Source organism: Shewanella sp. MF05913, from assembly GCF_059758095.1.
Genome location: NZ_JCAYNT010000019.1, coordinates 17,690 through 38,348 on the forward strand (window position 1 = coordinate 17,690; position 20,659 = coordinate 38,348).

Sequence of the window (20,659 nt, forward strand, 5' to 3'; positions counted from 1 at the left end):
GTCTGCGATTTGTGATAAACATTGCGCTTTAATCGGTATAAAAAAAGGTTTCAGCCACAAATTGGGCTGAAACCTTTATTTTCAACACTTATGTAAGATGCAATGAGGCTTAAGGAGCGAGTAACGTCAGTGATACTCCTAATATGGATAGTCCTAAATGTGATGACGTTATTCCGCTTTACTGTTGGCAATACCTGCCGTTAAGTTAAAGCGCATTGCATCTTCAAATGACCAATCAACAAAGATCAAATCATCACGTTTAACCAAACTGGTCACTCCAGCCATTTGGTAACTGAGCTGAAATAATACTGGCACCCAATCGCCATCTGGCAAAGCATCCGCTAACGGCTGCGGCGCTGACTCACTCATAATAAACCCTACCACATAGCCGCCATTGGCTTGTTTCACTAATACGGTTTTTTGGGTTTTAGGCTCGCCGTCGCGGTTCATTAAACTAGCAATATCACGAATACTGCCATACACAGATTTAAACAACGGAAATTTCATCAGTTGCTTCTCAATCCAACCGTAAACCCAAGCGATAGGGCTGACTGAAAAAAGCAAACCTGCGACAAACACTAGGCTGGCAACCAGGCCAAAACCGGCGCCGACAAACACAGATTGAACACCCACAAGTTCAAGTAATAATTTACCTAAACCATCAAGTGATATAAATAGCGACCAAAAAAGCCAAATGGATAACACCATCGGCAATAAATTCATTAAACCACGGGCAAGGGTCTTTTTCATTAAACACACAAAAGCAGAAAAAACAGGTCAAAAATGTTAACACAGTTTGCTGATTAGTCACTTCAAATCTACTGATGTTTAGCATCGGCTAACAATCTGGGATCGGTTAAAACCTGTTAACGGCTATGTGTATCTCATATCACAGGCTGCAAACATAATAGATTACTTATTTGTTTTAGCGACATTCACCCATTGATGACGGCCTAACTCTAATAACACCCCAATGGCCAAGCCTGCTGCTGTATTGATTAATAAGCATGTTGCTGCGGTTGAAAAAATAACAAAAATACAAAAAGGCTTACCATCGATAAAACGCTTTGACCACGCTAATTGTGTACCGGCTATGGCAAGTAAGCTGCCTAAAATAGCGAGAGGAATAAATGATAAAGCACTGGCAATGCCCTGGCCCCAAAAAATAGCAATAAGTAGACATGTACTGCCAAAAATGGTGGGGGCTAACCATGTCCGAGCACCAAAGTGATATTGTACGGCAAGTCCTCCGGCGCCATGACACATGGCTGTAGCCCCAAAAGGCGCTAACAATAAATTAGCCCAACCAGAACTCTTAGCAAATTGTTGCGGCTCAAATTTAGCGGCATCTTCTGGGAATTTATGTTTCGCCATTGCTGATACGGCAATCACCGCATTAGTTAATGTTAAGGCTAATTGCGGTAATACTAATAACATTGCAGCAGAGCCCCATTCATCGATACTCGGCCAACTTAATTGCCATGCACTGGCCTGGCTAAAATTAAAACTAGGCGCTGTACCGCTGGTATATTGCCAAGTAATACCAAGGATAATCACTAACGGCATGACCAAATATTGCATTGACATATAACGGCTAGCAAACAATAACCCAAAGGCCAATAAACCAATAAACCAGGTTTCGCTCATCATGACACCACCGAGCCAAATAAGCTGGAGTCCTATTGCTAACTGGATACCAATACTGATTGCTGGCGATAACTGCTTGGCCATCCATTGAATAATACCGCTATAAGCTAATATCAACAGGATAATACCCATTAATATGGCTGATGCCTGGAGCATTCCCAGCGACATTCCTTCTGCAATAACTAACGCACTGATCACCTTCATAGGTTGTACAGGCATGGGGCTTCGGTAATACAGTGCGGTAAATAATGCAAACAAACCGAAACCGAAAAATATCCCTTGTGGAGAGAAGTGATTAAGCGCAATTAAACCTAACACTAAAGGAAGGAAGGTGCCTAAGTCCGCAAATGCGCCACTAAATTCACCTGAAATCTTATTGACGTTGTCGTATCGATTGATTTCACGTCTCATAAATCTTGCCGAAGGTAATAGATACTCAAACATAGCAATTACAGTGCCACATCAAAAGTGAGATCCACGTCAAAGTAAAAGACTGATTGACAAAATTATTGGGACAATTTGAACCAGTAGATATTATCAATACTGTCATTATGTCCAAATGAATTACAGTGGTTGTTCCCTTTTGCATAGCGACAACGTAGAGCAAAAGCCGCTTGATTGATACCGTTAGATATAGTGAAAAACTCGCCGAAAACGTGTTTAACAGGTATAAAAAAGCCCCTATTAAGGGGCTTAACAAACATAGCATCACGATTAACTGTCGTGTAAAACGTTTACATCATATGATTGAAACGTTACAGGTTTTTTTCCATGTCTTCATAAGAAGTATGGCGAACATCTTTACCTTTTACATAGTAAATTACGTATTCACAGATGTTTTTACAACGGTCGCCAACTCGCTCTACTGCGCGAGCGGCCCATAATACATCTAACACGCCTGGTATTGAGCGTGGATCTTCCATCATGTAGGTCATTAACTGACGAATAATACCTTCGTATTCTTTGTCTAATTTGGCATCTTCTTTATGCAACTCAAGAGCTTGCTCAGCATCCATACGTGCAAGCGCATCTAGGGTTGAGTGCAGCATGCGCGTTGCGTGACGGCCCATGCTTTCTATGCTGACAAGTAAAGGTTGCTGGCTATTTGCCCGTTTTTCGAGTGCCGCTTTGGCAATACGCACACATGCATCACCAATACGCTCAAGATCTGCAATGGTTTTTGAAATGGCGATAATCATGCGTAAGTCACTTGCTGCGGGTTGACGCTTAGCAATAATACGGGTGCACTCTTCGTCAATCGCCACTTCCATGCCGTTAACTCTGTGGTCGCCTTCAATCACTTTTTGCGCCAGTTCAGCATCTAATGTGGTTAATGCATCAAGTGCTTGCTCAAGTTGACGCTCAACTAAACCGCCCATGGCCAATACACGGTTACGAATATCTTCAAGTTCAGCATTGAACTGACCAGAGATGTGTTTACTTAAATTCATTTTTTCCATCTTACCCACCTAACATTTTGTTTGTTTATTAAAAGCGTTTATCGCAAGGATTAACCATAACGACCGGTAATGTAATCTTCGGTTTTACGCTTTTTAGGGGTAGTAAAAATCGTGTTGGTATCGGCGTATTCAACCAATTCACCCATGTACATAAACGCCGTTTGGTCTGACACACGTGCAGCTTGCTGCATGTTATGCGTCACAATCACCACGGTGTACTGCTGTTTAAGCTCAGTGATCAACTCTTCAATGGTTAAGGTTGAAATAGGATCCAGCGCCGATGTCGGTTCATCGAGTAATAACACTTCTGGCTCAATCGCAATAGCGCGTGCAATCACTAAACGTTGTTGCTGACCGCCAGATAAACCAAAAGCATTGTCGTGTAAGCGGTCTTTAACTTCGTCCCAAATTGCTGCACCGCGTAACGAACGCTCTGCAGCTTCATCTAATTCACGGCGGTTATTTAACCCTTGTAAACGTAAGCCATAAACCACGTTTTCGTAGATTGACTTAGGGAACGGGTTTGGACGCTGAAACACCATTCCGACGTTACGACGCAATGACGCGACATCGACTTTCTTGTCATAGATATTTTGCCCATGAAGCAAAATTTCGCCGTCGATTTTACAGTTATCAACCAGGTCGTTCATGCGGTTAATACAACGTAACAGCGTTGATTTACCACAACCACTTGGACCAATAAATGCCGTCACTTGTTTTTTAGGGATCTTCATCGACACATCAAATAACGCTTGTTTGTCACCGTAACGTAAATCAAGGTTACGGATCTCAAGTGCGGTATCCTGCGCGGGTAAGTTAACTAAATCAACTGCTTGTGTTTGCATTGCTGAACTATCAATAGAAATCATTTTTCTTTCCTTCAGGATATCGCTAATTAGTGTTCTAGCGAACGGAATTTTTCACGTAAATGGTTGCGCACGCTAATCGCGGTTAAGTTAAGTGCAACAATTACTGATACTAATAAGAACGATGTTGCATACACCAATGGGCGAGCTGCTTCAACGTTAGGGCTTTGGAAGCCTACATCGTAAATATGGAAACCTAAGTGCATGAACTTACGCTCTAAATGCACAAACGGGAAGTTCATATCAATCGGTAACGTTGGCGCTAATTTAACCACGCCCACCAACATCAACGGTGCTACTTCACCCGCTGCACGCGCTACCGCTAAAATCAAACCGGTCATAATGGCTGGGCTTGCCATTGGCACAACAATGCGCCATAAGGTTTCTGCTTTGGTTGCCCCTAATGCCAGGCTGCCTTGACGTACCGCACTTGGGATACGGCTTAAGCCTTCCTCTGTCGATACAATCACAACCGGTAAAGTTAGGATGGCCAATGTAAGCGCAGACCAAATCACCCCTGGTGAGCCAAATGTCGGTGCTGGTAACGCTTCAGGGAAAAACAATTGGTCAATTGATCCGCCCATCATGTAAACAAAGAAGCCTAAACCGAACACACCATAAACAATCGACGGTACACCCGCTAAGTTAATTACCGCGATACGGATCATCTTAGTAATTGGGCCTTTCTTAGCGTATTCGTGCAAGTAAATCGCTGCGACAACACCAAATGGCGTCACAATGACAGCCATTAACATCACCATGAACACAGTACCGAAAATGGCTGGGAATACTCCACCCTCAGTGTTGGCTTCACGTGGGTCATCGTTGACAAATCGGCCAATACCGACAAACCAGTGACCCACTTTTTGAATGACATTCATGTGGTTAACGTAGCTAACATCTAAAATAGAGTCTAGTTTGAGTATGACTTCTTCACCGCGCATGTCACGCACTACAACCGAGTCTCGAGCAGCCTGGTCGCGCAGTGCAAACAAGTCTTTTTCAAGCACAAGGTAGTCTTGGTTTAGTTGCTCTATTTGCGCTTTAATATCGGCTTTGCGCTTGTCGGTTAGTTCGCCATCAAGCTCGTAGCCACGTTGCTTTAAGCGTAGGCGCTCTATTTGATAGTTAATTGAGCCAATGTCCGATTTTTGTAAGCTTAATGCCTGGTCAGCAATGTCTACCGCACGGTCAATATGGCTAAATAAAGAGGCTTCAATATCGGCTTCGTTATTGAGTTCTAGGCGTTTGCCATCTTCAATCACTGCCACTGGGTAGCCATAGAAGTTACCGTTTTTGGTACGTTCTAGTTTTGCGACATCAGCCGGTGTAGTGCGGCTCACGATATCTGTGGCTAAAATCCAGCGAAAATCCAGGCCAACAAATTCACGGTTACCAGTTTTAACGAGGTAACGTGTGACAAACTCACCAGGGTGTTCAGTGAATTTATGACCTGCTGAGATTAAGCGCTCTGTTGGCACTTCTTCACGGTCGTAAATCTCACCAATTAAGGTGCTTTTCACTCCGTTGTTATCTTCTAGTTGCCATTCGTAAATGTCAGCTGGCCAAAAGTAACTTAAGCCACGCCATGCGATTAACAGTAATAAGCCTAAAACGGCAATTAAACTGATACTTACGGCACCACCGGTCATCCAAATCCACGGTGAACCTGATTTAAACCACTTACCCATTGCACAAACCTCTCAAGGCGATTGGCGAAATAATCAATATATGAGTCATCATCTTTCCTTACAGTGAGCTATAACGGTCGCGTAAACGCTGACGTACGACTTCTGCAATGGTGTTGAAGAAGAAGGTGAATATAAACAGGACAAAGGCGGCTAAGAACAGCACTCGATAGTGCGAACTGCCAATGGCTGACTCTGGCATTTCTACCGCAATGTTCGCTGCCAAGGTACGCATACCTTCAAACACACTCCACTCTAATATTGCTGTGTTACCAGTTGCCATTAATACAATCATGGTTTCACCTACGGCGCGGCCAAGTCCCATCATAATGGCAGAGAAAATGCCTGGACTTGCTGTTAACAACACCACTCGGGTCAAGGTTTGCCAGTTGGTGGCACCTAATGCCAAACTGCCGTTTGATAAGTGTCGAGGAACCGAGAAAATCGCATCTTCGGCAATCGAGAAAATAGTGGGGATAACCGCAAAGCCCATCGCAATACCGACCACAAACGCGTTACGTTGGTCGAAGGTAATGCCTAAATCATTCGTGATAAATTGACGCGTGTTACCGTCAAACAATGCCACTTCAATCACTGGGCTAATGGTGAACGAGAACCAACCAACAAAGATTATCACTGGTAGTAACATCAGCTCTTGATAGGTTTCTGGTAAGCGGTGCTTCCAGGTTTCTGGCATTTTGCTCCATGCAAATGCGGTGGATAGTATCGATATTGGCAATAACATCAATAACACCACGATGCCGGGTAAATGATCTTCAATCAGTGGCGCTAACCATAAACCCGCTAAGAAACCCAAAATAACTGTTGGTAATGCTTCCATAATTTCAATAGTCGGTTTAACCACATTACGCACTTTAGGTGTCATGAAGTAAGCCGTGTAAATTGCGCCCGCAATGGCTAAAGGCACAGCAAACATCATGGCGTAGAACGCGGCTTTCATGGTACCAAACGCTAATGGCATTAAACTTAATTTAGCTTCAAAGTCGTCTGAACCTGAAGTTGACTGCCATACATATTGCGGCTCTGGGTAACCTTCGTACCACACTTTTTGCCACAAGGCGCTCCACGAAACTTCTGGGTGGTCGTTTTCAACGGCAAACAGATTAAGCTTGTTATCTGCTTCAATAATCAACGCATTTGAACGCGGGCTAAACGCCATTAAACCAGGGTTAGGCAGGCTGTATTTTTCATCAAACAGGTTACGTTGGCTGGTGGTGTACAGTAGGGTTAACTCCCCTTCTGAACTTAATACCGCAAGACTTTTACGATAAAACTCTGTCGCCATGGCACTCACTGGCGCGATATCGTCAAATTCACGAATTTGCTGGTACAAACGGCCTTTATCGCCATTCACCTGGAAATATTGGCTAATCACACCACTGTCGTAGCTGATCATAATTGAGCTAGCACCCGCAAGTAAATTCACTTGCTTAATTTTGGCCTCACCCCTTTTAACATCCAGCACTTGCAGTAATTCAACCTCGTCAGCCTCGCGAGTGTTGTACACAAATAACTTGTCTGTGGTGCTTAAAATTAATTGGCGATGATCGGGCGTCATTAACGCTGACACTACTTGTTTAGGTGCATCTTCAACAAACACTTCGATAGAAGCCCATTCAACTTCTTCTGTCATCATGTTTTCTTCGCCTTCTTGGCGATTGAGCTTCCATGCACCATTAGCATCCTGGTAGGCAAAACTCATGCGACTGCCGCTGTAATCAAACACTAAGTTGTATACGGCGCCGTCTTCGTTGATGGTTAAGGGTTCATCACCGATTGGATAAGTTAATTTAGGCGTAATTTGACGCTGATTGTCCGGATAGGTCACCGTAAAATCGATGCCGACAACTATCACCTGGCCATTGCTTAAGCCTAATGCAAAGCGTTGCTCGCTTGGGCTCGATTTAGCGCTACTGGTAATGGTCGCGCCTTCTGGCAAGGTCGGTGTAAACGTTGAGATTAATTGCCCCGTTGTTGATGAGTAAAAATCAACCGTACCTAATTGCGTGACGCGATATAACACTTCGTTTTGTTCGTCACTGCCAATCATTAGCGTCTTGGCATCAGTATGTTGATAACTCACACTGGTTACAGGTTCTATATGTGCGCCATCAAAGATAGGCTTGATGACATACAGCAAGTAGAAAAATATTAATAACAAAGCCACAAACACCATAGTGCCGCCGACTGTTATCCCAAACTCTGCTGCTTTATCCTTAAATGCTCTGCGTGATGCTTGTTTACCCGCAAGTAAACTTTTTTCAGCAGAACCAGGTTGATTTACCTGACTTTCCATTAAGAACCTCTAATAATTAATCGATGCCATAATTAGCGCTTTGATTGTGTAGTTTACTGTGCTAACAATAAATATTTATGACTGAATGGCGATTTCTAAAGCGTTAACTTAACTTAGTAAATTAACAACGAATATTGTGGCGTAAAGCCCTATCATTATTCATCACTCAATCGCCACTAGCTGCATAAGTCAATCGTCGTTAAACAACCGTAAAGCCATAACACAATCTTAAGTGGCTGCGATTATATGACGTAAAGATGACAGTTGTGTTACAGCCAATGTATATAGGAGAAATATCGTATGATGCGTTACCTTATCACTTTGCAAGCACCTGATAGAAAAGGATTAGTAGAACAGATCGCCAATGTTGTTAGTCGCCACAATGGCAACTGGCTTGATTCTGAAATGCGCCATATTGATGGTGTTTTTGCCGCAATATTACAGTTAGAAGTGCCAGCATTAAAATGGGATGAGCTGGTTGATGCGCTTGAATGCATTGACGGCCTCACCATGACCTTCTCTAAAACCAGTTTAAGTGCACAGCCTATCAAGCAACTCCGTTACAACCTTGTCGCTTATGACCGCCCGGGTATTGTTTTACATATTTCTAATAAAATGAATGCATTAGGCATTAACATTGAAAAATTTAGTAGCCAATATGAAACAGCAAGCCATACCGGGATTGCCTTATTTAGGGCCACAATGGAGCTAGGACTTACCGATCCCGCTCAGGAAGAGATGATTGCCACTTCCCTGTATGAAATGGGTGACGATGTGGTATTAGATAAATTGAGCCAGTCAGCTTAAAAAGTTAACAGACAAACAGCACATAAGCCATGTTGGGTAAATTAAGGCTAAATTCCATTTTCATCATCTGCTAAACTGCCAGCAAATAAAGACGATAAAATGGATTCACCATGTTTGGAACGCTATCAAAACTGAAAACCCACCTCAATGACAACCATGAGGTGGAGTATCATTTACCTGTCGGAGAGGCGCGCTTAGCGCTAAACCCATTAATCGGTAAAACGCTTACCATGACTCACACGGGTAATATTTTTTGCAGCAGCTGCGGAAAAAAAACCAAAAAGAGTTACTCGCAAGGCCACTGCTATGTGTGTATGACTAAGCTGGCCAGTTGCGATATGTGCATTATGAAACCAGAAACCTGTCACTTTGATCAAGGTACTTGCCGTGAACCAGAGTGGGCCATGTCAAATTGCTTTGTGCCGCATTATGTTTATTTGTCTAATACTTCTGGCATTAAAGTCGGCATTACGCGTCACACGCAAATCCCTACACGCTGGATTGACCAGGGTGCCACTCAGGGCTTACCTATTTTTAAAGTGTCTACGCGCAAAATGTCGGGCTTAATCGAAATTGAACTAGCCAAATTCATTAACGACAAAACTCATTGGCAAGCCATGCTAAAAGGCCACAATGATGACATTGACCTGGTTGAGCAAGCTGCGCAACTTATTCCGTTAATTGAAGATAAACTGCAAGCTCTTGCTATAGAGCATGAAGATATTGTCATCGAGCGTTTAGATGCCAATATTCAAGCCATAAGCTACCCTATTACCGCGTTTCCAACCAAAGTGAAATCACATAACTTTGATAAAATTGCTGAGGTCACTGGGACATTGCAAGGCATTAAAGGCCAATACCTGATTTTTGATACTGGGGTGATTAACATTCGTAAGTTTTCATCTTATGAAGTTGAAGTGAGTTATTAAGTAATCATCACATTGGGTTAAGTATTGTGGCGACTGCTGTTCTCTATGTTCAGCAGTCTCACTGATTGATAAGTTAATTAATTTACTCATTTGTAAAAATATCATTATGCTCGGTAGAAAAATTCCCCTAAAATTCTGCTTCTCAGCACCTTAGCTTAAGAGATCCATTCATGGAGTTAGTGTTCGCCATTGCATTATTTGCCTTTTCTGCCGGTATTACACCTGGGCCTAACAACATTATGTTGATGACCTCTGGGGTTAACTTTGGCATTAAGCGCAGTATTCCACATTTACTTGGGATAAGTTTAGGCTTTCCAACCATGATTTTAGCTGTGGGATTAGGCCTAAGCGCAATATTTCAGGCGTATCCAATTATTCACATTGTCATTAAAGTTGTTGGCATTGCTTACTTACTCTACTTGTCTTGGTTGATTGCTAATAGCAGCAGCAAAATGGAAGGTAAACAAGTCAGTAAACCGTTTAGCTTTATTCAAGCGGCGGCCTTTCAATGGGTCAACCCAAAAGGTTGGATTATGGCCGTGGGTGCGATAGCCACTTTCACCTCGGTACAACACGAACTCAACAGCCAGGTCATCACCATCGCCAGTGTATTTTTATGTGTCGCATTTCCCTGTGCTATTGTGTGGTTAAGTTTTGGTGTTGCACTAAAACGTTTATTGAAGAATGAACGTCAGCAGCGCATTTTTAATATTTCGATGGCATTATTATTGGTGGCATCAATTATTCCGATGGTGTTACCTGCATCATCACCGATATAGCGATAAGGTTAATCAATGGAACAACATGAATGCCTCACCCACACTGAAAAGTGGGTTGTGGATGTCATCATGAAATACAATATTTGCCCGTTTGCTCGTAGAGAGGTTGAACGTGCCAGTATTCGTTATGTGGCTATTGAGCAAACCAAAGTAAAAGCAGTATTAAAAGCGCTCATGGCCGAATGCCAATACCTTGATGAGCATCCACAAACTGAAACTACCTTGTTTATTTTGCCGCGTGGTTTTGAAGGGTTTTATGCCTATTTAGATTTGGTCGACGATGCCACAGAGATATTAGCTGAGCACGGTTATGAAGGTGTTTATCAACTCGCGACATTTCATCCAGACTACTGCTTTGAAGGCGAGCCTCAAGATAGCGCCGCTAACTTTACCAATCGAGCCCCCTACCCAACCTTACACATCATTCGCGAAGCCAGTATGGAAATAGCACTCGCAAACTACACCGACCCCGAATCAATTCCTGAACGTAATATTGCATTTGCTGAGCGCAAAGGCAGTGAGTTTTTTATTAAACTATTGCAGCATTGCACGAAGTGAGTTGTGAAAGGCGATGACAATCCTAGAAGCTAGAGCGGACTTCGTCCTGCTAGAACGCTGCGCCGCTATAACAGCGAATAGTAATTTAATCCGTAGCCTAGTAAAACCTGTCGAGTTAGTTGCTCAAGCTTTTATAGCCTCTAGCAGCGCTGCGTTCTAGGCTCTTTTGCTTGTCTTCTCAGCTTGTAGATAACGTAAACTTGCTCACTTGGCGTGACATATTGCTGGCATCACTGAGTAAGTTGTCGTTCAGTTCTGCGAGTTGTTGTGATATTTCTTGAGTATGATGGTAGATTTCAGTAATTTTCATCGCGTTGCGATTCACTTCTTCTGCCACAGCTGACTGCTCATGGGTTGAGGCGGCAATTTGTTCATTCATGTTGTCTATCACCTCAACGTGCTCAGCAATGAGTTTTAGCTCACGACCTGCGTGTTTAGACTCTTCAACGCTCAACTGCGCCTGCGCCTGGCCACGCTTCATGGCACTAACCGCTATTGTTGCGCCGGACTTTAAGCGTTCGGTCATGTTTTTAATGTCTTCGGTTGAGCTTTGTGAACGCTGCGCGAGCGTGCGAACCTCATCAGCAACAACGGCAAAACCTCGGCCTTGATCGCCGGCTCTTGCCGCTTCAATGGCAGCATTTAGTGCCAATAAATTGGTTTGTTCTGCAATGGAGCTGATCACATCAAGTATGGTCACAATGCTTTGCACATCTGTATCTAAACGGCCTATAGCTTCTGCAGCATCTGCTATTTCATTGGCTAATAGTTGAATAGCATCACCGGTTTTACTGACATCATTTTCGCCGCTTTTGGCCTCGATATTGGCTTTGGCTGACGCATCAGATGCCTGCACAGCATTAGCAGCAATTTCATGTACTGTTGCACTCATCTGAGTCATGGCAGAAGCGACCTGCTCTGCTTCTGATGAACCTTGTAGCACATCGGTTTGCAATGAGCGTGTATAACCGTTCATTTGCTCAACAGCATTAACCAGATTAACGGCATTGACGCGCACCTGGGTAATGATGTCTTCAAACTCGGCCATCATTTGATTAAACGCTATTGAAATTTGGCCAAATTCGTCTTCCGATTGATGAGGTAAACGAGTGGTTAAATCAAATTGGGTGCCGGCATGGAGCATTTGCTTGTGCAATACGCTTAAACTGCGATGTAAATAACCCGACACACTCAGGCTCATTACAATGACAAACACTAATGCGAGCAGCAAGAGTAACGCGGTGTAGTACATCTGCTGGGTTGCATTAGTCAGTTTGTCGTGGCTAAGCTGTGTTAAATCATCACCAAATTGTTTTTCGAGTTGAGTCAGCACCGAGATGCGAGCGGTGGATATTTTAAACCACTCTTCTGGGCTTTGAGCCAATATTGCTGAGGCGTCTTGTGTAAAAGCCAGTTCTCGTAAAGCTTGTACATCTGCCATGGCACTGCTTTGCTGCGCTTGTTTAAAGGCGTTCATATTACTGGTATTAGCCGCTGCGATAAATCGCTCGGCATAGGTTTGCTGCTCTGCCACTAAAGTAACAAATTTACGGAATAAACCCGGGGCAAACTCGCTGTTACCAAAAGTGGTACTTAATACGGCCCGCTCTATCCCTGCACGCTCTTTTAACTGTAAATAAGCCGCAAACGCTTTGAGGCGCATTGACAGTTCGCTGTCTTGGCTTTGGCTCGCGGCTTCGTCGACCATCGACAGTAATAGCGTGTTCATTTGAGTGTAATAACCGACTTGTTCAGGTACGGTGACCGTGAGGCTGCTGACCTTGTCTCGCATCGTTTTTAGTTGAATTAATGATGAGGCAACTTGATCGTAAGTCGCTTGTAATTGAATAGGGAAGTCATCTTGCTGAGCAAATTGTTTAAAGCGGTTGATTTGGCTATCGGTTTGACCACGCTGCTCAGGCAAATCGTCTTTAAATGATTGCCCTTTTGACCCAATGAAACCGGCGCTCATGCCGCGCTCTTTTTGCAGCTCGTGCACCAGCGCACTATTAATAATGGCGACATTTGATAGTTCTATCACTAACTGAAGTTGCTGCTGGGTGCGGTAATGATTACTCACATACATGCCACCAAATAAGATACTGGTGAGTAAGGGTGGCAATACGAGCAAAGCAAGCTTACGCGATGTTTTAAGGTTACTTATCCATTGCCAATTCATAAAAATCCTTTTTAATTATATGTGAGTACAATATATGTGAATACAATAATAGTAGTACGACTGAGGTTAACTGATATGATTTATTTTTGTATTACAAATAAATGAAACTCAGACATTGCTCACAGCTAAATTAGCTAATCTCATATTAATAATGAGTAAGTTACCCATTATTGGGTATTAGTTATCACAGCCACACTATTGATCTAATGCGAGACAAAACTCGCTGATTAATGCCGGCCATTCATTAACATCGTCCATTGCGTTAGCGATGTGTAATGTGGCATTAGGCAGCCACTTTTTTAAGGTAATGGCACTGTCGATGGGATGGGCTTCATCGCCTTCCCAGGCCAAAATGAGTGTCGGAACATCAATACTGGCAAGTTGCGCTTTGGTGGGTAAATCATTGTGGGCGGCTGCGGTAAACAGTTGATGTAATGTTTGGCGTTTCATCGACTTTAAGCCATCTAGCATGCCTAACACACTGTGTTTGTGAGCATCGATTAACCAGCTAGGCAGCATTTTATCGATATGCTTAGCATTCATTTTTGCGAGGCCCTTACCACCTAATATCCGCGCAGCTTTGGCTATTTTATGGTAATAATCGACTTGTGCAGCCCGGGCTTGCCTGCCTATGGGAGGCGTCATTAAAATCAAGCCTTTAACCTTTTCGGGATGGGCTAATGCCGCATACAAACTGGTGGCACTTCCCATAGATTGGCCGCCTAAAATAAGCGGTGTTGCCGCGCGGTAATGCTCGGCGACACGGAGCATGTCTGTGGCTAGGTTTGGCCAAAGATAGTCATCAACAGACTGGCCTTGGGTGGATAAACCATGGCCAATGGCGTCGTAACGAATAAGTTGGAGTTTTTTAGGAAATCGATGCCATGCGTACACGCCAATAGCATCTTCGCTTTGCATACAGCCACATAAACCGTGGGCCCACACTAGGCTTTGGCCTTTACCGCTAATGGAACAATTAAACTGATTGATATTAAATTGTTCTGTCATGGCGAGGTAATCTCCTACTTATCCTTTTACTATTTCGATTAATCGATTAATAAACAGTTTGATGGCTTCAACATTATCAAATCTAAATGCTAATCCGTAGTGGGTTTCATTTAAGCCTTTGTATTGCCTTGTTGGAAAACGTGTCATTTGTGCATTGTGATAATAATCGTATTTAGCGTGCACACCGTCAATGGTGGCAAGCTCAGTTGAAAAGACTTCAAATGCTGGACGGATTATCAGCAACGGAATTTTACCTTCAACATGCACATAAACCGGTTCTTTGAGCTCTGGCAACATGTATTCGGTGACATTCTTAATATTAAAATTAGTACGACATTTGAGTTCATTCAAGGTACTAGATGCTTGTTCGAGGGTAATGCTCATGTATTTATCTGCCTGTAATCATTTAATGGCTTGAGTATATTGATATTCATGCTCTTAAATCAATAATATAAAAAAAAGCCCCGAACATAAGTTCAGGGCTTTCATCATTTACTTGGTTGAAAGCGAATCAACTTAACCTTCAATACCTTTGCTTACGAGGAACTCATCGTAAGTGCCTTTAAAGTCATTAATGCCTTGTGGCGTGACTTCAAGGATACGTGTCGCCAGTGACGATACAAATGCACGGTCATGCGATACGAACATTAACGTCCCTTCGTATTTCTCTAAGGCGTTGTTCAATGACTCAATCGATTCCATATCCATGTGGTTGGTGGGTTCGTCGAGTAATAAAATGTTTGGCTTTTGCATGATAAGTTTACCGAAGTACATACGGCCCTTTTCACCACCCGATAACACTTTAACCGACTTTTTAATGTCGTCTGCACCAAACAGCATGCGACCTAAAATGCCACGTACAGATTGATCATCATCGTTTTCTTTACGCCATTGGCTCATCCATTCGAACAAGGTCATGTCGTTAGCAAAATCGGCTTCATGATCCTGAGCGTAATAACCAATGTTATTATTTTCAGACCAATGAATGGTGCCTTCATCCTGCGGAATGTCATGCACCAGGGTACGTAACAAGGTGGTTTTACCCACACCGTTTTGACCTAGAATTGCAATGCGCTCACCCACTTCGACCATAAGATCAAATTTGCTGAACAAAGGTGTGTCGTATCCTTTGGCAAGGTTTTCAACAATCAATGCATTACGGAACAATTTCTTTTCTTGTTCGAAACGGATAAACGGGTTAACACGGCTAGAGGCTTTAATGTCATCAAGCTTAATTTTATCAATCTGTTTTGCACGCGATGTGGCTTGTTTCGCTTTAGATGCGTTAGCCGAGAAACGTGCAACGAAGGTTTGAAGCTCAGCAATTTGTGCCTTCTTCTTCGCATTGTCGCTCATTAAGCGTTCACGCGACTGTTGTGCAGCCATCATGTATTCGTCGTAGTTACCAGGGAATACGCGCAGTTCACCGTAATCTAAGTCAGCCATGTGGGTACACACTGAGTTTAAGAAATAACGGTCATGCGAGATGATGATCATGGTGCTATTACGTTGGTTCAACATATCTTGTAACCAACGAATGGTGTCGATGTCCAAGTTGTTGGTTGGTTCGTCTAGTAGCAATAAATCTGGGTCAGAAAACAGGGCTTGCGCTAGCAAGACTCGTAATTTAAAACCTGGGGCGATTTCGCTCATTAAACCAAAGTGTTGCTCGGTAGCAATACCGACGCCTAATAGTAAGTCACCCGCGCGAGATTCAGCGGTATAACCGTCCATTTCAGCAAATTCCATTTCAAGATCAGCCACTTTAATGCCGTCTTCTTCGGTCATTTCAGGCAGTGAATAAATGCGGTCACGCTCTTGCTTCACTTTCCATAATTCACGGTGTCCCATGATCACAGTGTCTACGACAGAAAAGGCTTCGTATGCAAACTGGTCCTGGTTTAGTTTACCCATGCGCTCGTTAACGTCTAACGACACGTTACCGCTTGAAGGCTCTAAATCACCGGCAAGGATTTTCATAAAGGTGGATTTACCACAACCATTCGCGCCAATTAAACCGTAGCGATTACCGCCACCAAATTTGACAGAGAGATTTTCAAACAGTGGCTTAGCGCCAAACTGCATTGTGATGTTAGCTGTTGTAATCAAAATGAAATTCCAAATCGTGTTGTGTGTTTAAACCGATATCACATTATAGCTTAATCGCTCGAGTTGACATCTGTATTACTCAAGTCAGCTCTTAACCAAATGCTAAGCAAATAATAGTGAGATTTAAACTGATATACGGCATCGCCGAAGGGGTAGATATAAAGCGCGACATTGTAAGGATTATTGGCCTATTTATCAACCTAAACCCAATCATAATGCTTTGCTGTTGATGCAATAAAAAAACGCAGCAGCAAAGCATTTACAATTTAACGACTTTGTTAACCCTGCAAATAATTCACAATGTAATCTAAGCCACCCGTAATGGCAGCCACTTGCGCATCGTTACATTGTTGCGTCGTGACATGTGGGCTATCTGGGTACACTTCGGTGGTGGTATTGAAATGATTCACCGTGATACCAGCACATAAGCTCAGCTTTTTAACCGGATAATTAATCACCCCAAACTGTTCAATCGGTACTTCAATTAATTGGCCATTATCATCTGGGGCAATGTGGGTCACTTTGGCCACAGAATCGATAATAGCTTTTTGGAACTCAGGGGTTGGGTTATCACTGTCACCAACCAAATAAAATCCGTCAGGAATAACGCCTTTATCGTACTCAACACCATCACGGGCAGACAATAACGGCCTGAACTCTAACTCGTCTGTGTCGGTGGTTTCATGTAAATCAATGTGGGCATACACTTCGCCTAACGTGGCGACAAATGCCATTAATGCTGCTGACTCTTCTGCTGGACTGTTAGCGTAAAAAGAGCGATTAGGATCTATCGCTCGTGGGTTCCAACGGTTAATCGTCTCATAACCCCATGGGCTGACACACGGCGCCACAGCGACATTAAAGTATTGACTGTAATACTTGGCTTTAGTGGCTAAAAATTGAATGGCGCCATGTACGCCACTGGTTTCGTAACCGTGCACGCCACCGGTCACTAAAATGGTCTTTTTATTGCTGTCCCAGTTGTGCGACTTAAAGCCAAATAACGGATACTTGTCAGCGTCATAAGATAATGCGCCGTATTGCACTTGCTCAAACTCGCTTGCCAGCGGCGTTAATTTACTGACCACTTCATCTTGGTATGAACGTTTGATGGTAACTTGTGCTAACCATTGGGCTTTCTCAGCATCGGTCCATTTTTGTCCCGGTGTGCCTATTGGGTATACAGTCGAATCTGTCATGAAACCTCTTTTATTTTTAATTAATGTTTATGAGTTAGATTTTGTTTTGGCGAAAATCACCAGGGCAATACCAAACAAAATAATACTGGTGCAAATAATAAGATGAACACTGATTTGCTCGCCGACAAAGATGACGCCGCCAACGGCAGCAATCACAGGTACAGAAAGTTGTAATACTGCGGCATGATTGGCACTGAGTCCTCTAAGCGCTTGATACCATAACGCATAGCCCACACCCGAAGCCAACGCACCAGAAAGTATCGCCAGCACAATCCCTTGAGTGCTTAATTGAAATGCTTGCGGTGCCGATTCTGATTGCATTGGTTCGACGGGCATTAACATCGATAATAACCATACGCTGGCAAGCATCAACAATACTAAGGGTAAGGTGCGAATAAAATTGTAACCTGTGGCAAATAATGGCTTAACAGTGCCCTTACCTAACAACGTATAGCCGCCCCAGGCGCAGCCACTTATCGCCATTAGCAATAAGCCGGTGATTGATAATGTCTCACTGCCAAGGCTGAGGCTCGGCCACACTAAATAGCCAAAGCCTGTAAACGCCACTAGCGCGCCAATAATCTCAAGAAAATTCAGTCTATGACCTTGCAAATAACTGATAAACATCATGCTAATTTGTACTGCGGCAAATAAGACTAATGCCCCAGTTGCAGTGTCTAGCAGTACATACGCGTACGAAAACCCAATGGCATAAACAAACAACAGACCTGCGGCTAAATAACTGCCATGGGCTTGTGTTGGCAATTGATGTTTTGTTGCTAGGCCTTCTGTTGTTGGGTTTTCTGTTGTTGGGTTTTCTGTTGTTGGGTTTTCTTTTGCTGGTTTTTGTGTTGTTCGCCCTTTTGCCGAAGTCAGCAGCATCAATAAGGCCAACATCAACGCACCAGATGCTAATCTGATGGCGGTGAAACTGCTTGGGTCAATGAGTGGCACAGCCTGTTCATTTGACAATGCAAGCCGACAAAATACTGAGTTAGCCGCAAACGCGATTAATGCGATTAAAGTATAAAATGTCAGTGCGGTGCGAGATAGCGGCGTGGCAGAAGCCATAAGTTAACCTTACTGATAGTGAGTTACTTAGATGACTTTCTAAAGCTGAATTTACTCGCAAACCAGCTGATCACCGCCACCTGTTGTACGTGACTCAAGCCAAAATACACACAAATCCATGGAGAGATCAGTAAGAACCACGGCAATGCAGCGGTGGATCGCCCCGAAAACAGCAGATACAAAAAGCCGCCATAAATAATCACCACACCTAGGATCCCCACGATAAGCATGATTTTTTTGAGTATGAGTTCGAGTTTTGCCACGTGATTAATCCCTAAAAGTAAAAAAGTCACGCCGAGCGAATACACATTGTATTAGCTCGGCGTGACAGCATCATAACAAACTGTAAACCCAATACCACTGTTCTATAAGCGAATACCGCCGTCAATTTCAAATACACGGCCGTTTACATAATCATTTTCAATGATAAAGCGAACCGTTGATGCGATTTCTTCAGGTTGACCTAGGCGCCCTACTGGCACCATTTTCTCCAAACGCTCTAGCGCTTCAGGCTTCATGGCCGCGGTCATTTCAGTGGCAATCACACCCGGCGCTACAGCAGCGCTGCGAATATTATATCGCGCTAACTCTTTAGCCCAGCCAACAGACATCGCGGCAACACCGGCTTTAGACGCTGAATAATTTGATTGACCCATGTTGCCCGATTTAGCCAGGCTAGAGATGTTAATGATGACCCCTGCTTGCTTGGTTTCAATCATGGCTGCCGCGGCTTCACGGCCGCATAAAAAGCTGCCGGTTAAGTTAACATTGATAACCGATTGAAACTGCTGATACGACATACGGTCGGTAACAACGCCATCTTTAGCCTTAACCATTAAGCCATCACGTAAAATGCCCGCGTTATTGATAAGCACATTCACTTGGCCAAAGTCTTCAACGATATACTTAAAGCCCGCCACAACATCTTCTTCGTCTGTAATGTCTAACGCATAACCTTGTACTTCAGTTGTCGTGCCTAAATCAGCACAAGCTTGCTCGAGCTTAGTTTGGTCAACATCGATAAGCGCCAATTTAGCCCCTTTGGCAGCTAAATCATGGGCCATCGCCAGACCTAAACCACCTGCTCCGCCAGTAATGACGACAACCTTATCTTTTAATTCCATCAACTGAATCCTTTATTTTTTCTTTGAAAACTGTTCAAAAATACTCGAAAAATCACGACTGCCATTGCCTTGACGCGCATGGTTAACATACAAGCTGCGTGCAAGTGAGCCCATCGGTGTGCTCGAGTTAGAGGCTAATGCCGCTTCTTGCGACAAGCCTAAATCTTTTACCATAAGGTCGACCATAAAGCCGCCTTGATACCCTTTCGACGACGGCACGTTTTCCATCACATCTGGACATGGATTGTACTTTTCGAGTGTCCAGTTACCGCCGCTACTGACTTTCATGATATCAGACAACACTTTAGGATCTAAGCCATTATCTAAACCTAATTGTAATGATTCGCTAGTGCCGACCATTAACACAGATAACAACATGTTATTACAAATCTTGGCAATTTGCCCTGCACCCACAGCACCCGCATGGAAAATATTGCCGCCCATGACCGTTAATACGGTTTGTGCTTGAGTGTAGGCGGCATCTGAACCACCACATATAAAGGTCAAGGTGCCTGCTGCTGCGCCTGCGGTACCGCCAGATACCGGCGCATCCATAAATTCAAGGCCTTTTTCGGCAGCTTTAGCGCCCACTAAACGTGCACTGTCGGCATCGATGGTCGAACAATCAATTAATAATGTCTGTTTAGAGACCACATCAAGCAGGCCTTTATTATTGTCATCACCAATATATAAACCCCGTACATGCTTGCCTGCAGGCAACATGGTAATCACAAAGTCTGTTGATGCTGCTGCGCCGCAAGCGGTTTTGGCGCTAAGCGCTCCTTGTGAGGTTAACGCTTCGACTGCCAGCGGATTTAAATCAAATACTGTCACGGTCATGCCGGCTTTAATTAAATTGACCGCCATTGGGCCGCCCATGTTACCTAAACCAATAAATGCTACAGTTGCCATGATAAT

General features: G+C 43.6%; 19 protein-coding genes. 4 read left to right on the forward strand and 15 right to left on the reverse strand.

The features are described 5' to 3' along the window. Window positions 1–168: 168 nt before the first annotated feature. The 6 genes from AC19MV_RS18195 to AC19MV_RS18220 form a co-directional block, all read right to left on the reverse strand. Window positions 169–750, reverse strand: a complete 582-nt coding sequence (locus AC19MV_RS18195) for a DUF502 domain-containing protein (RefSeq protein ID WP_498296285.1) — start codon at window positions 748–750, stop codon at window positions 169–171. A 162-nt stretch (window positions 751–912) separates the two neighbouring features. Continuing rightward, complete coding sequence (locus AC19MV_RS18200) at window positions 913–2,058, reverse strand: putative sulfate/molybdate transporter (RefSeq protein WP_498309317.1); 1,146 nt, start codon at window positions 2,056–2,058, stop codon at window positions 913–915. A 344-nt stretch (window positions 2,059–2,402) separates the two neighbouring features. Next, window positions 2,403–3,107, reverse strand: a complete 705-nt coding sequence (gene phoU / locus AC19MV_RS18205) for a phosphate signaling complex protein PhoU (RefSeq protein WP_432401328.1) — start codon at window positions 3,105–3,107, stop codon at window positions 2,403–2,405. A gap of 50 nt (window positions 3,108–3,157) precedes the next feature. Continuing rightward, window positions 3,158–3,976, reverse strand: a complete 819-nt coding sequence (pstB, locus tag AC19MV_RS18210) for a phosphate ABC transporter ATP-binding protein PstB (protein ID WP_432401330.1) — start codon at window positions 3,974–3,976, stop codon at window positions 3,158–3,160. 26 nt (window positions 3,977–4,002) lie between these two features. Further along, on the reverse strand, window positions 4,003–5,664 hold the full coding sequence (gene pstA, locus AC19MV_RS18215) for a phosphate ABC transporter permease PstA (protein WP_432401332.1): 1,662 nt from the start codon (window positions 5,662–5,664) through the stop codon (window positions 4,003–4,005). A 58-nt stretch (window positions 5,665–5,722) separates the two neighbouring features. Further along, on the reverse strand, window positions 5,723–7,978 hold the full coding sequence (locus tag AC19MV_RS18220; protein ID WP_498309319.1) for an ABC transporter permease subunit: 2,256 nt from the start codon (window positions 7,976–7,978) through the stop codon (window positions 5,723–5,725). A gap of 300 nt (window positions 7,979–8,278) precedes the next feature. On the opposite strand from AC19MV_RS18220, the gene AC19MV_RS18225 reads away from it, so the two are divergent. The 4 genes from AC19MV_RS18225 (at window position 8,279) to AC19MV_RS18240 (ending at window position 11,051) form a co-directional block, all read left to right on the forward strand. Beyond that, complete coding sequence (locus AC19MV_RS18225; RefSeq protein ID WP_498296293.1) at window positions 8,279–8,785, forward strand: glycine cleavage system transcriptional repressor; 507 nt, start codon at window positions 8,279–8,281, stop codon at window positions 8,783–8,785. A 110-nt stretch (window positions 8,786–8,895) separates the two neighbouring features. Beyond that, window positions 8,896–9,714: a DUF2797 domain-containing protein gene (locus tag AC19MV_RS18230; protein WP_498309321.1), complete on the forward strand. Its 819-nt coding sequence runs from the start codon at window positions 8,896–8,898 to the stop codon at window positions 9,712–9,714. A 170-nt stretch (window positions 9,715–9,884) separates the two neighbouring features. Continuing rightward, the gene (locus AC19MV_RS18235; protein WP_432401340.1) at window positions 9,885–10,493 is read left to right on the forward strand and encodes a LysE family translocator; all 609 of its coding nucleotides are present in this window, start codon (window positions 9,885–9,887) and stop codon (window positions 10,491–10,493) included. Between the two features lie 15 nt (window positions 10,494–10,508). Then, window positions 10,509–11,051 (forward strand): DUF1415 domain-containing protein, encoded by a 543-nt coding sequence (locus AC19MV_RS18240; RefSeq protein WP_498309322.1) that lies wholly within the window; start codon window positions 10,509–10,511, stop codon window positions 11,049–11,051. 178 nt (window positions 11,052–11,229) lie between these two features. Here the strand turns inward: AC19MV_RS18240 and AC19MV_RS18245 are convergent, their stop codons facing one another. The 9 genes from AC19MV_RS18245 to mmsB all read right to left on the reverse strand — a co-directional run bounded on the left by AC19MV_RS18245 (window position 11,230) and on the right by mmsB (window position 20,653). Further along, window positions 11,230–13,230, reverse strand: a complete 2,001-nt coding sequence (locus AC19MV_RS18245; RefSeq protein ID WP_498309323.1) for a methyl-accepting chemotaxis protein — start codon at window positions 13,228–13,230, stop codon at window positions 11,230–11,232. Between the two features lie 195 nt (window positions 13,231–13,425). Then, window positions 13,426–14,238 carry an alpha/beta fold hydrolase gene (locus AC19MV_RS18250; protein ID WP_498309325.1) on the reverse strand — a complete coding sequence of 271 codons (813 nt, stop codon included), beginning with the start codon at window positions 14,236–14,238 and terminating at the stop codon, window positions 13,426–13,428. Window positions 14,239–14,256: 18 nt separating this feature from the next. After that, on the reverse strand, window positions 14,257–14,622 hold the full coding sequence (locus AC19MV_RS18255; protein ID WP_188956682.1) for a hypothetical protein: 366 nt from the start codon (window positions 14,620–14,622) through the stop codon (window positions 14,257–14,259). Between the two features lie 132 nt (window positions 14,623–14,754). Then, complete coding sequence (locus tag AC19MV_RS18260; protein ID WP_498309327.1) at window positions 14,755–16,347, reverse strand: ABC-F family ATPase; 1,593 nt, start codon at window positions 16,345–16,347, stop codon at window positions 14,755–14,757. A 278-nt stretch (window positions 16,348–16,625) separates the two neighbouring features. Then, window positions 16,626–17,546, reverse strand: coding sequence for a M14 family metallopeptidase (locus AC19MV_RS18265; RefSeq protein ID WP_498309328.1), 921 nt, complete (start codon window positions 17,544–17,546; stop codon window positions 16,626–16,628). Between the two features lie 27 nt (window positions 17,547–17,573). Then, window positions 17,574–18,617 carry a DMT family transporter gene (locus tag AC19MV_RS18270; protein ID WP_498309329.1) on the reverse strand — a complete coding sequence of 348 codons (1,044 nt, stop codon included), beginning with the start codon at window positions 18,615–18,617 and terminating at the stop codon, window positions 17,574–17,576. A gap of 23 nt (window positions 18,618–18,640) precedes the next feature. Continuing rightward, entirely contained in the window at window positions 18,641–18,847 is a 207-nt protein-coding gene (locus AC19MV_RS18275; RefSeq protein WP_432401544.1) for a hypothetical protein, read from the reverse strand. 135 nt (window positions 18,848–18,982) lie between these two features. Then, window positions 18,983–19,741 carry an SDR family oxidoreductase gene (locus AC19MV_RS18280; protein ID WP_432401354.1) on the reverse strand — a complete coding sequence of 253 codons (759 nt, stop codon included), beginning with the start codon at window positions 19,739–19,741 and terminating at the stop codon, window positions 18,983–18,985. A gap of 12 nt (window positions 19,742–19,753) precedes the next feature. After that, a complete protein-coding gene (gene mmsB / locus AC19MV_RS18285; protein WP_498309331.1) occupies window positions 19,754–20,653 on the reverse strand; it encodes a 3-hydroxyisobutyrate dehydrogenase in 900 nt (299 codons plus the stop codon). Window positions 20,654–20,659: the final 6 nt, after the last annotated feature.